The 12,036-nt window shown below is 71.4% G+C and carries 11 protein-coding genes; 5 read left to right on the top strand and 6 right to left on the bottom strand.

Translation table 11 applies throughout. The annotated features are described in order from the left end of the window. Window positions 1-285: 285 nt before the first annotated feature. From FH608_RS12180 to FH608_RS12170, 3 genes are all read left to right on the top strand, one after another. Window positions 286-1,380, top strand: coding sequence for a PP2C family protein-serine/threonine phosphatase (locus tag FH608_RS12180; RefSeq protein WP_139630572.1), 1,095 nt, complete (start codon window positions 286-288; stop codon window positions 1,378-1,380). A gap of 50 nt (window positions 1,381-1,430) precedes the next feature. Further along, window positions 1,431-2,594: a pyridoxal phosphate-dependent aminotransferase gene (locus FH608_RS12175; RefSeq protein ID WP_226899355.1), complete on the top strand. Its 1,164-nt coding sequence runs from the start codon at window positions 1,431-1,433 to the stop codon at window positions 2,592-2,594. Between the two features lie 116 nt (window positions 2,595-2,710). Then, complete coding sequence (locus FH608_RS12170; RefSeq protein WP_226899354.1) at window positions 2,711-5,023, top strand: ATP-binding cassette domain-containing protein; 2,313 nt, start codon at window positions 2,711-2,713, stop codon at window positions 5,021-5,023. Here FH608_RS12170 and FH608_RS12165 read toward each other — a convergent pair. Continuing rightward, on the bottom strand, window positions 5,005-5,346 hold the full coding sequence (locus tag FH608_RS12165; protein ID WP_139630570.1) for a hypothetical protein: 342 nt from the start codon (window positions 5,344-5,346) through the stop codon (window positions 5,005-5,007). The two genes, FH608_RS12170 and FH608_RS12165, sit on opposite strands and share 19 nt — an antisense overlap. A 49-nt stretch (window positions 5,347-5,395) precedes the next feature. On the opposite strand from FH608_RS12165, the gene FH608_RS12160 reads away from it, so the two are divergent. Then, window positions 5,396-5,869 carry a MerR family transcriptional regulator gene (locus FH608_RS12160; protein WP_139630569.1) on the top strand — a complete coding sequence of 158 codons (474 nt, stop codon included), beginning with the start codon at window positions 5,396-5,398 and terminating at the stop codon, window positions 5,867-5,869. Here the strand turns inward: FH608_RS12160 and FH608_RS12155 are convergent, their stop codons facing one another. The 3 genes from FH608_RS12155 to FH608_RS12145 are packed head-to-tail and all read right to left on the bottom strand — an operon-like array spanning window position 5,870 to window position 8,308. Continuing rightward, a complete protein-coding gene (locus FH608_RS12155; RefSeq protein ID WP_139630568.1) occupies window positions 5,870-6,475 on the bottom strand; it encodes a class I SAM-dependent methyltransferase in 606 nt (201 codons plus the stop codon). It lies immediately after the preceding gene. 24 nt (window positions 6,476-6,499) lie between these two features. After that, entirely contained in the window at window positions 6,500-7,381 is an 882-nt protein-coding gene (locus tag FH608_RS12150) for a hypothetical protein (protein WP_139630567.1), read from the bottom strand. 33 nt (window positions 7,382-7,414) lie between these two features. Next, window positions 7,415-8,308 (bottom strand): S66 peptidase family protein, encoded by an 894-nt coding sequence (locus tag FH608_RS12145; protein WP_139630566.1) that lies wholly within the window; start codon window positions 8,306-8,308, stop codon window positions 7,415-7,417. A 58-nt stretch (window positions 8,309-8,366) separates the two neighbouring features. Between FH608_RS12145 and FH608_RS12140 the strand changes: the two genes are divergently transcribed. Continuing rightward, window positions 8,367-9,257 (top strand): sulfotransferase family protein, encoded by an 891-nt coding sequence (locus tag FH608_RS12140; protein WP_139630565.1) that lies wholly within the window; start codon window positions 8,367-8,369, stop codon window positions 9,255-9,257. On the opposite strand, the gene FH608_RS12135 is transcribed toward FH608_RS12140, so the two are convergent. Both FH608_RS12135 and FH608_RS12130 read right to left on the bottom strand, forming a co-directional pair. After that, window positions 9,226-11,115: an ABC transporter ATP-binding protein gene (locus FH608_RS12135; RefSeq protein ID WP_139630564.1), complete on the bottom strand. Its 1,890-nt coding sequence runs from the start codon at window positions 11,113-11,115 to the stop codon at window positions 9,226-9,228. The two genes, FH608_RS12140 and FH608_RS12135, sit on opposite strands and share 32 nt — an antisense overlap. Window positions 11,116-11,202: 87 nt before the next feature. Continuing rightward, complete coding sequence (locus FH608_RS12130) at window positions 11,203-12,018, bottom strand: enoyl-CoA hydratase/isomerase family protein (protein ID WP_139630563.1); 816 nt, start codon at window positions 12,016-12,018, stop codon at window positions 11,203-11,205. Window positions 12,019-12,036 lie beyond the last annotated feature (18 nt).

The following is a 12,036-nucleotide window of genomic DNA, read 5'->3' as shown; positions in this document are numbered from 1 at the left end:
TACTTGTCAATAAGCCAGGGAGACAGAAGTAAACGAGAATGCCACGCCGAAATCAACGGCCAACTCCAGCAAATCCCGCCATAACGGGACAGTCATCGCTCTCTGGCCATTCATCCGGCATCCTCCCTGTACAGAGCCCATCGGACCGCCCTGTAGGAGCAAATGAAGCCGTGCATTTCACGATTTCTTCCGCACGATCGATAAAACGGCCGTTACGCTTTTCGACGACGGGGCAGGTAAGCACTCGTGACGGAAGGCGGGAGGCGTGACGGGCCCTATCTCTCGATGCCCGCGTTCGCAGCCGGGCTCGTCGTCATCACCGGCATCGTGGTCGCTTTCGACCTGCTCACGGACACCACGGTCCGGCTGTTCCCGCTGCTGATCTTCCTGCCCGCCATCGCCGCGGGGCTGGGCTCGGTCCTGCAGACGGTGATCGCGTCGGTGTGGGTGGTCCTCGCGGCGGCGGGCCTGTCGACCTACCTGGGCGGGGACCTCGACGACAACGTGCTGACGGGCGCGTTCACGGCCGTGTTCGGGGCCCTGAGCGTCGTCGGCTGCCGCTACCGCGTCCGCCGAGAGGAGGAGGTACGCCGGCTGCGCTCGGCCGCCTCCGCGCTGCAGCAGCTGATCGTGCGCCCGCTGCCGCTGCGGACCGCCGACGTGGTGGTCGACGGCCTCTACCACCCGGTGGAGGAGGAGGCGCAGGTCGGCGGCGACATGTACGAGGTGGCCGTCTCGCGCCACGGCACCCGGGTGCTCATCGCCGACGTGCAGGGCAAGGGGCTGCCCGCGATCGGGACCGCGCTGGCCGTGCTGGGCTCGTTCAGGGAGGCCGCCTACCGCGAGCCCACTCTCAAGGGCGTGGTCGACGCGCTGGAGAAGTCCGTGGTCAGGCAGAACACGTTCGCCGCCACCACGGGCGAGCCCGAACGCCTGGTCACGGCCCTCGTGCTCGACATCAACAGGGGGCTGAGCGTCGAGGCCGTCAACTGCGGCCACATCGCCCCCTTCATGATCCACGACGGCGTGGCGCGGCAGGTGAGTCTCGGGGATCCGTCCGTGCCGCTCGGCGTGGCCGCGCTGACCACCTCGCCGCGCACGATCGCGCACTTCGCGTTCCCCCCGGGGGCCACGCTGATGCTGTGCACCGACGGCGTCACCGAGGCCCGCGACCCCGCGGGCACCTTCTACCCGCTGGAGGACCGCCTGCGCGGGTGGGCGCCCGACCCGCCCGGCATGCTCGCCCAGGCGCTCGGAGCCGACCTGCGCGCCTTCACCCGGTCCACCCCGCGCGACGACATCGCGATCCTCACGCTGCGCAGGATCGAGCCGGGCGCGGCGTGGCACGAGGTCGAGTACGACGGCCGCAGACCCGCGTGAACCGGCCACTCCGATGCCGCGTACCTACACACATCGGACATGGAGGTGTCGTGGAGCTCAGCGTCTTACGGGCACAGGCGCACAGCCCGTCGTACTTCTCACTGATGCGCGCCTCGTCGGGAGAGCGCGCGCCGGTCGACTTCTGCATCCCGTGCAACCCGTACTTCCCGACCCCGGAGATCTTCGAGCAGCTCGGGAGGAACCTGGAGACGATCCTCAAGTTCTACCCGAGCGACGCCGCCACCATCACCGAGGAGCTCTGCGGCACGCTCGGACTGCATCCCAGGACGGTCGCCATGGGCAACGGGTCGACAGAGCTGATCACCTGGATCGACCACCTGCTGGTGCGCGAGAGCCTGGCGGTGCCCATCCCGACCTTCGGCCGCTGGACCGACCAGCCGCTGGAGACGGGCAAGCGGGTGGACATGTACCCGCTGATGGAGAGCCGCAACTTCGCGCTGGACGTGAACGACTACGTCTCGTTCGTCCGCACGCGCGGCTCCAGGGTGGCGGTGATCTGCAACCCCAACAACCCCGACGGGGGCTACCTGCCCAGGCACGAGGTCGTACGGCTGCTCGACGAGCTCATCGACCTCGACCTGGTGATCGTGGACGAGTCGTTCGGCGACTTCGTGGACGCCGAGCCGTACCCGGGGGTGGCGGCGGAGGCGGCGGTGCGGCCGAACGTGATCGTGCTGCGCAGCCTGGGCAAGAACTTCGGCCTGCACGGCGTCAGGTTCGGCTACATGATCGCCAATCCGGCGCTCGCCGCGCGGGTGCGTGACGCGCTGCCCAAGTGGAACCTCAACGCGTTCGCCGAGGTCGTGGTGTTCATGATGCGGCAGTTCATGGCCGAGTACCACGACGGCCTCAAGCGGCTGAGCCAGGACAGGCGGGCCATGTTCCAGCAGCTCAGCACCATGCCGGGGCTGTCGGTGTTCGCCTCGCAGGGCAACTTCCTGCTGGTCAAGCTGCCGCCGGGCCACGACGGGGTGCCGCTGCGCGACCACCTGCTCACCGAGCACGGCGTGTACGTCCGCGAGTGCGGCAACAAGCTGGGCACGACGAGCCAGTTCATCCGGCTGGTCGTGCGCCCGCAGGAGGACGTGCGGCGGCTGCTCATCGGCATGACGCAGTTCCTGTACTCGGGCAGCCTGCACGAGATCCCGGTGATCGGGCTGCACCACCGGCACGTGAACCCGATCTCGGCCTAGCAGGCGTACAGCGTACGGTACGCTATACGGAACCCCTCGGGAATTGTCCGGGCCGCGTTGTAGGCTGACCCGGCCATCCCGCTCAGGGCATGCCAACCACACGATGGAAGGGTTCCGTGGTCCTCCCCACCAGCCAGCCCGGCACCGAGCACGAGCAGCACCGCGATCACACCGCCGCCGACAGCCACGACAGCATCCAGGTCCGCGGCGCCAGGGAGAACAACCTGAAGGGCGTCTCCCTCGACGTCCCCAAGCGCCGCCTGACCGTCTTCACGGGCGTGTCCGGCTCCGGCAAGTCCTCGCTCGTCTTCGACACGATCGCGGCGGAGTCGCGCCGGCTGATCGACGAGACCTACACCGCGTTCGTCCAGGGCTTCATGCCGAGCCTGTCCCGCCCCGACGTCGACGCGCTGCGCAACCTGAGCGCGGCCATCATCGTCGACCAGGAGCGCATGGGCGCCAACGCCCGCTCCACCGTGGGCACCGTCACCGACGCGCACACGATGCTGCGCATCGTCTTCAGCCGGATCGGCGAGCCCTACGTCGGGGGCGCCTCCGCCTTCAGCTTCAACCTGGCCGAGGGCATGTGCCCCGAGTGCGAGGGGCTGGGCAAGGCGTCCGAGATCGACGTGGACGCGCTGGTCGACAGGGAGCTGTCGCTCAACGAGGGGGCGATCAAGGTCCCCGGGTTCGCCGTGGACAGCTGGATGTGGCAGGTCATGGCCGGCTCCGGCCTGTACGACCCCGCGGTCAAGCTGAAGGACTTCACCCCCGGGCAGTGGGACGACCTGCTGCACAAGCCCCCCACGAAGCTGAAGTACGGCTCCAACAACTTCACCTACGAAGGGCTCGTCAGCCGGGTCAGGCGCTCCTACCTCGGCAAGGACCGCGAGTCGATGCAGCCGGCCGCGCGGGCGTTCGCGGATCGGGCGATCACGCTCGCCCGCTGCCCGGCCTGCGACGGCACCCGGCTCAACGAGGCCGCGCGGTCGGCCAAGGTCGACGGCCGCACCATCACCGAGTGCTCCGCCATGCAGATCAGCGACCTGGCCGGGTTCGTCCGCGGCATCGGCGACCGCACGGTCGGCCCGGTGCTCGACGGGCTGCTCTCGACGCTCGACTCCCTCGTCGAGATCGGTCTCGGCTACCTGAGCCTCGACCGCGAGTCCGGCACGCTGTCGGGCGGCGAGGCGCAGCGCGTGAAGATGGTGCGCCACCTCAACTCCAGCCTCACCGACGTCACCTACGTCTTCGACGAGCCCACGGCCGGGCTGCACCCGCACGACATCCAGCGCATGAACACCCTGCTGCTCCAGCTGCGCGACAAGGGCAACACCGTGCTGGTGGTCGAGCACAAGCCCGAGATGATCGCCATCGCCGACCACGTGGTCGACCTCGGCCCCGGCGCGGGCACCGACGGCGGGCAGGTCTGCTTCGCCGGCGACCTGGCGAGCCTGCGCGCCTCCGGCACCCTGACCGGCCGCTACCTCGACCACCGGGTGCGGCTGCGCGAGCAGGTGCGCACGCCGTCCGGGCACCTGCCGATCAGGAACGCCACCCTGCACAACCTCAAGGGCGTCGACGTCGACCTCCCGCTCGGCGTTCTCACCGTGGTCACCGGCGTGGCCGGGTCCGGCAAGAGCTCGCTGATCCACGGGCACGTGGCGGGCCTGGAGGGCGTGGTGGTGGCCGACCAGTCGCCGATCCGCGGCTCGCGCCGCAGCAACCCGGCCACCTACACCGGCCTGCTCGACCCCGTCCGCACGGCCTTCGCCAAGGCCAACGGCGTCAAGCCGGCCCTGTTCAGCGCCAACTCCGCGGGCGCCTGCCCGGCCTGCAAGGGCATCGGCCTCATCTACACCGACCTGGTGATGATGGCGGGGGTCGCGTCGGTGTGCGAGAAGTGCGAGGGCAAGCGGTTCACGCCCGAGGTGCTGACGTACACCCTGCGCGGCAGGAACATCAGCGAGGTGCTGGCCATGCCGGTGGCCGAGGCCCGCGACTTCTTCACCACCGGGCAGGCCCGCACGATCCTCGACCGCCTGGCCGCCGTCGGCCTCGGCTACCTCGGTCTGGGCCAGCCGCTCACCACCCTGTCGGGCGGCGAGCGGCAGCGGCTCAAGCTGGCCATCAACATGGCGCGGAACGGCACCACGTACGTGCTGGACGAGCCCACCACGGGCCTGCACCTGGCCGACGTCGACCAGCTGCTGGCGCTGCTCGACCGCCTGGTCGACGACGGCAACTCGGTCATCGTGATCGAGCACCACCAGGCCGTGATGGCCCACGCCGACTGGATCGTCGACCTCGGTCCCGGGGCCGGCCACGACGGCGGCCAGGTGGTCTTCTCCGGCACGCCCGGCGAGCTGGTCGCCACCGGCACCTCGCTCACGGCCGTCCACCTGCGCGACTACGTGAGCAGGCCCTGAGGGTCGAGGTGGCCGGTCTCCGGCAGGGCGTAGAACGCCTCCAGCATGGCCCTGGCGGCGGCGTCGTCCGGCACGGAGGCGTCCCAGAGCACCTCGTCGCCCTGAGCGGTCACCTCGAACGCGAAGAACGCGCAGCACGCCCTCTCCCGCGCGGCCAGGTCACGCACCCACGCCTCCACTCCCGGCCGCGCGCGGAACCGGAAGCGGATGCCGCCGCCGGTGCGCTCCCGCCCGGCGAGGGCGTGCTCGAAGATCCGCCGATACTCGTCCAGGCGCTCCCGGAGGCTGTCGGGGGCGCCGCTCATGTCACAGAAGATGTCCATGCCCCGTACTGTAGAGTCTGGACCTGACTCCAGAGTCAAGAGGTGAGACGTGAAGATCGGGCAGGTGGCCAGGGAGGCCGGGGTCAGCGTGGACACGGTCCGCTTCTACGAGCGGCGCGGCGTGCTGCCGCCCGCGGGGCGCAGGCCGTCCGGCTACCGCGAGTTCGCCGGGTCGGCGCCGGGGCGGATCAGGGCGGCCAAGGCGCTGCAGGACCTGGGGTTCACGCTCGACGAGATCGTCGACGCGCTGCGCGCCCACGACGAGGGCGGGGCGACCTGCGCCGGCGAGCGCTGGCGGCTGGAGGCGGTGGTGACGCGGCTCGACACCCGGATCGCGGAGCTGCAGCGCGTACGGCGCGAGGCCGCGCGGGCGGTCGAGGACTGCGAGGCGGGCCGCTGCCGCCTGCTGACCATCGACGATCGGGAAACGGGCCGCACGCCGGCCATCGACGATCGGCAAGCGGGCCGCACGCCGGCCGTCACCGATCGGGAAACGGGCCGCACCCCCGCCGTCCCGGATTGATCAGTCGCGGGCGTCCGGAGCCAGCGTGGCCAGATACCCGCGGAAGACCACGGCCCGCTCCCCGCCGCGGAAGACCTCCGCGAGCGTGCGCCGGCACCAGTCGCGCGCCTGTCCGGCGGTGACGGCCCCGCAGGCGATGGCGCTGTCCACGCCGGCCTCGCTGAGCACGTAACGGAGGTAGTCGTCGAGCGCCATCGGCACCGGGATCTCGACGTCGCCGTGGTCGAGCAGGCGCAGCCCCGTCCCGGCGAGGGGCAGCTCCTCCACGGCCAGCGGCCGCCACCCGCCCGGTGACGGGAACCGCCGCCGGAACTCCTCGAACGACGCCGCGGCGAACGGCAGCCGCTCCGCCGCCCCGACGGCGAATCTAGCCGAGGGAGCGACGGATCGCCGGTGCGCGAGCATCGCCGGGACCGGCTCCAGCCCGACCACGTGCTCGGCCAGGGGCGCGAGCGCCGCCGTGGACACGCCCGCGCCGCACCCGATGTCGAGCGCCCGCCCGGCCGGACGCCTCAGGCGTACGGGCGCGAGGATGTGCCGGTGCACCTGAGGGCGGTCGAAGGCGTAGCCCGCCGCCAGCCGCTCGCTGTCGTAGACGCTCGCCATGGCCGCTCCGGGCGGGACGCCGGCTCAGACGGCCAGGCGCGCCAGGACGCGGGCGAACTCCGGCGGCGGCGCCACCACCAGCCGGGTCTGGCCGCGCTGCGCGATGATGTCGGCCCGGATGTGCGTCAGCCGCTCCGCGTGCCACCAGTACACCTGCGAGCTGAGCCCGTCCGTGCGCGCCGCGTGCACCCGCAGCCGCTCGATGGCGCGCACCACGCCGATCCCGTCCACCGGGTGCACGAGCAGCGTGTACGGGTCGGGCAGCACCACGAGCACCCCGTCGGCGGGCACGGCGAGGTAGTCGCCGAGCCACCGCAGGTGCGTGGCGGCCGACGGCGTCATGGCGGTCAGCCTGGTCACCGGCGTGCCCGACAGCTCGATGGACTCGGCCTCCAGCCGCTCCTCGCGGTGGACGTTGGCGACGGCCAGGTCGAGCGCCTGCGCGGTGGGCACGGGCCAGCACCCGGCCTGCTCGGGCCGCACCGCCCGCGAGCCGACGAACAGCAGCTCCACGAGGTCGGCGTTGAGGTGGCGGCCCACCACGCGGGTCAGGTCGGCCACGTCGTCCACGGCCTCCACGCGGGTCCTGACGAGCGGCCGGGCCTGCTCCAGGTCGCAGACGTCCAGCCGCTCACCCGCGGTGGCCACGGCGTGGGAGAGGTGCTCGGAGACCAGCATGGGCCAGTCCTCCCTGGCCCGGCGGCCCGCCTCGCGGCGCAGGCCCGTGAGCCTGACGACCAGCTCCCCGCCGTCCTTGGGGTCGCCCGTCAGCGTGACGGAGCCGCCGTCACGGGCGAACGCGAAGGAGTATCCGAGGGACTCGGCGACGAGCGCGAGCAGCGAGTCGAGGTCGACGTCCTCGACCGGCCGGCGCGAGGGCTCCCGGTTTCGCCTGAACCACCACACCCGCCGTGTCCCTTTCTGTCGGATTCGTCCCTCTTACCTTGCCTGCTCTCCACTACTGACGATGGCAGCCAGGGAGCACGATTCGGTATCGATAACCCCAAGTCTCCCCAGCCACATGCTCATCTGCGGCGACCCGTGCCCCACCGGAAGCCCCGCCAGCACGGGCACGCCGAGCCCGGCGAGCCGGTCCTCCAGCACCGTGAAGGGGTCGCCGCAGTCGACCCACGAACCGAGCGCGATCCCGCGCACCCCGTCGAACGCCCCGGCCTGCAGCAGCTGGGTCAGCATGCGGTCGATCCGGTACGGCTCCTCCCCGATGTCCTCCAGGAACGCGATCCGGCCCGCAAACGACGGCTGCCAGCGGGTGCCGCACATCGAGGCGAGCAGCGACAGGTTGCCCCCGGACACCACGCCCTCGGCCCGGCCGGCCACGAGCACCCGGTCGCCCTGGACCGGCTCGGCCTCGCCGAACAGGGCCGCCCGCAGGCTCTGCCAGGTGCGCGGCTCGGGGCCCTTCTCGCCGGCCAGGATGTCGCAGGCCGGCATCGGCCCGTGCAGCGTGGGCACGCCCAGCTCGGCGGCGAACGCGTTGTGCAGCGCCGTGATGTCGCTCGACCCGATGAGGACCTTGGGTCCCGCCGCGCGCAGGGCGTTCCAGTCGAGCAGGTCGAGGAGCCTGGCGGCGCCGTAGCCGCCGCGGCAGCAGAACACGGCGGACACGCTCGGGTCGCACCAGGCGGACTGCAGGTCGGCCGCCCTGGCGGCGTCGGCGCCCGCCAGGTAGTCGAGCGGCTGCCGGTCCAGCGCGTGCGCGCCGACCACGACCTTCAGGCCGAGGCCCTCCAGGTGCTCGACGCCGCGCCTGAGCTGCACCGCGTTGGGCGGACCCGACGGCGAGACGACCGCGACGGTGTCACCGGGTCGCATCGATCAACTCCTCGGTTGGCTCGTTCACGTGGCAAACGGTGTCACACTTACCTGTCGTATGCGACTTCCGCCCCACATTCTGGTGGTCAACGGCATCAAGGTCCGCCGGCCGGTCTTCCTGGTCGGAGCGCCGCACTCCGGCACGGACCTGCTCGCCCGCGCCCTGAAAAGATCTCCGGGCTTCCACGTGACGATGGGCCGCGCGAGCGTGGCGCACGTGGTGTACGCCTTCGCCCGCAAGCCGTCCATCGCGCAGACCTCGGGAGCCGTGCGCGTCATGCGGGACGCGCTCGCCGAGTCCTGGCAGGTGCTGCCCCGTTCCTGCGGCGAGTGCGCCGAGCCGTGCAGGGACGCGGGCGGCGTCACCGGCTCGGGCCCGTGCGTGTCGACCGGCGAGGTCACCCGCTTCGGGGACGGCAGCCCCGACCTGCTCTACAGCGTCCCGGTGCTGCTGCAAGCCTTTCCCGACGCGCGCTTCGTGCAGCTCATCAGGGACGGCAGGGACGTGGTGGCCGGCATGCTGGACGATCCGGACTGCCTGGCCTGGTTCAAGCCGTCCAGGTGGTCGCCGGAGCAGACCGAGTTCCCCAACGCCTTCCTCGGCCTCAACAGGGACGAGCACCTCGACCGGTGGAAGGGCATGCCGGTGGCGGGCAAGAGCGCGCTGCGCTGGCGCGCCGCCGTACGCCTGAGCGCCGAGCTGCGCAGGACGCTGCCCGAGGAGCAGCTGCTGACGCTGCGCTACGAGGACCTGCTCGGCAGGCCGGCGCAGTCGGTGGCCGAGCTGGCGGAGTTCCTGGAGACGCGGGTGTCGAAGGTCGTCCTGTACGACGAGCGCGTGCCGAAGGCGGGAGCCTGGCGGACCAGGCTCCGGCGGCCCGACCTGGAGCTGGTGGAGAAGGTCGCCAGGGAGGAGCTCACGCGGCTGGGCTATCAGAGGAAGAGGTGAACTGGGTGCGGTAGAGCTCGGCGTACAGGCCGCCCCTGGCCAGCAACTCGTCGTGGCGCCCGCGCTCGGCGATGCGGCCCTCCTGCACGACGAGGATCTCGTCGGCCTCCCGGATCGTGGAGAGCCGGTGCGCGATCACCAGCGAGGTGCGGCCCTCCAGCGCCGTCTTCAGCGCCAGCTGCACGGCGGCCTCCGACTCGGAGTCGAGGTGGGCGGTGGCCTCGTCGAGCACGACCACGCGGGGCGCCTTGAGCAGCAGCCTGGCCAGCGCGAGCCGCTGCTTCTCGCCGCCGGACAGCCGGTAGCCGCGGTCGCCCACGACCGTCTCCAGCCGCTCGGGCAGGCCCTCCACGAGATCGGCGATCTGCGCGGCCCTGAGAGCCTCCCAGATCTCCTCGTCGGTGGCCTCCGGTCTGGCATAGCGGAGGTTGGCCCCGATCGTGTCATGGAAGAGATGAGCGTCCTGCATGACCACTCCGACGGTGTCGCGCAGGGACGCGAGGGTGGCGTCGCGCACGTCGAGCCCGTTGACGCGGACCGCGCCCTCGTCGACGTCGTACAGGCGGGACACCAGGGACGTGATGGTGGTCTTGCCCGCGCCCGAGTGGCCGACCAGCGCGATGAGCCTGCCCGGCCCCGCCGTGAACGAGACGCCCTTGAGCACGGGGTAGGACGGTCCGGTGTCCTGCCTGGCCACCGACTCCAGGGAGGCCAGCGAGACCTCCTCGGCGGCCGGGTAGCGGAAGCGCACGTCGTCGAACTCGATCGTCACCGGCCCGCCGGGCACGTCGCGGGCGCCGGGCCGCTCGGCCACCATGGGCTTGAGGTCGAGGATCTCGAAGACCCGGTCGAAGCTCACCAGCGCGGTCATCACGTCGATGTGCACGTTGGACAGGGACGTGAGCGGGCCGTACAGGCGCATCAGGAGGGCCGCCAGCGCGACCAGCGTGCCCAGCTCGAAGACGCCGTCGACGGCCAGCACGCCGCCGATGCCGTAGACCAGGGCCGTGGCCAGCGCGGCGACCAGCCCGAGCGCGGCCCTGAAGACGGTGCCGTACATGCCGACCCGCACGCCCACGTCGCGCACCCTGGCCGCCCGCTGCCCGAACTCGCCGGCGTCGTCCTCGGGGCGGCCGTAGAGCTTGGCGACCATGGCGCCGGCCACGTTGAACCGCTCGGTCGTCACCGAGCTCATCTCGGCGTCCAGCTGCATCTGCTCGCGGGTCAGCGCCGACATGCGCCGACCCACGAACTTGGCCGGCACGATGAAGATCGGCAGGAGCACCAGCGCGACCAGCGTCACCTGCCACGACAGCGCCAGCATCGCGCCCAGCACGAGGATCAGGCTGACCACGTTGGCGACCACGGACGACAGGGTGCTCGTCAGCGCCCGCTGCGCGCCGATCACGTCGGTGTTGAGCCGGCTCACCAGGGCGCCGGTCTGGGCCCGCATGAAGAACGCCACCGGCATGCGCTGCACGTGGTCGAACACCTCGGTGCGCAGGTCGTAGATCAGGCCCTCGCCGATGCGCGAGGAGAACCAGCGCTGCACCAGCGTCAGCCCGGCGTCGACCAGCGCGAGCGCGGCGATCGTCGTGGCCAGCGCGATCACGACGCCCGGCCGGCGGGCCAGGATGCCGTCGTCGATGATCGCCTTCATCATCAGCGGGTTGACGATCACGATCACCGCGCCCGCCACGATGAGCAGCAGGAACGCGGTGATGTGCCGGCGGTACGGCTTGGCGTAGCGCGCGATGCGCCGGACCGTGCCGGGCCGCAGCCGCTGCTTGGTCACCGAGCCGTCGCGCCTCAGTGACGCCATCACATGAGGGCCGAAGCCCCCTCCCATCATCGCCATGCGGGGGATCCCTCCTCCCCCGGACCCAGCGCCGGGATGACGCGCGGTGATTCCCCTGTCCGCTCACCGCGAAACTACACGAAGGGGTCAGCCGAAGAGCGCCCGGATGCGGGCCTCCTGCTCCTGCCCCTCCGCCACGCTCTGCTCCTCCAGGGAGCGGCCCCGCGCCCCCTGGAGGAGTCGCTTCGTCGCGACCGCCGCGTCGCGGTTGACGCTCAGCAGTTGCGCGACCTTGTCGCGTACGGCTCGATCCAGGTCGTCCCCGGCGACCACCTGTTCGGCGAGGCCGATGCGCATGGCCTCGTCCGCGCGCACGGTCCTGGCGGTCAGGCAGATGTCGATCGCCTTGGCCAGGCCCACCAGCTCGACCAGGGGCTTGGTCCCGGTCAGATCGGGCACCAGGCCCAGTGCGGGCTCTTTCATGCAGAAGGAAACATCATCGGCCACGATGCGCAGGTCGCAGGAGAGCGCGAGCTGGAATCCCGCGCCGATCGCGTGCCCCCGCACGGCGGCGATGGAGACGATCTCCGGGCGGCGCAGCCACAGGAACCCCGCCTGTGCCTGTCGGATGCGCTGCTCGAAAGCGGTGCCGTCGCTTGTGGCGGCCGAGCTGAACGAGCCCTGTCCGGGCACCCCCTCAGGTGTGAACATTCGCAGGTCTATCCCTGCCGAGAAGGACGGTCCCTCACCTTTCACGACGACGACGCGCACCTGCCCCGGAAGGCTCTCGCCGATCCGGGCCAGCGCCGACCAGGTCGCGAACGTCTGTGCGTTGCGCTTTTCCGGCCGGTCCAGCGTGATCGTCGCTATCTCACCGTCCACCTCGTAGCGGACCGCGCTCTCCGCCGGAACGGAGATCTCGCCCGCGTACCCCCCGCGCTGTCGCGCCTGCGCTTCCGCCATCGCCCGCTCCCTTCAGTC

The sequence above is a fragment of the Nonomuraea phyllanthi genome (genome assembly GCF_006334985.2).
In the GTDB taxonomy this organism is placed as follows: domain Bacteria; phylum Actinomycetota; class Actinomycetes; order Streptosporangiales; family Streptosporangiaceae; genus Nonomuraea; species Nonomuraea phyllanthi.
This window is presented reverse-complemented; position numbering and strand designations above follow the sequence as displayed.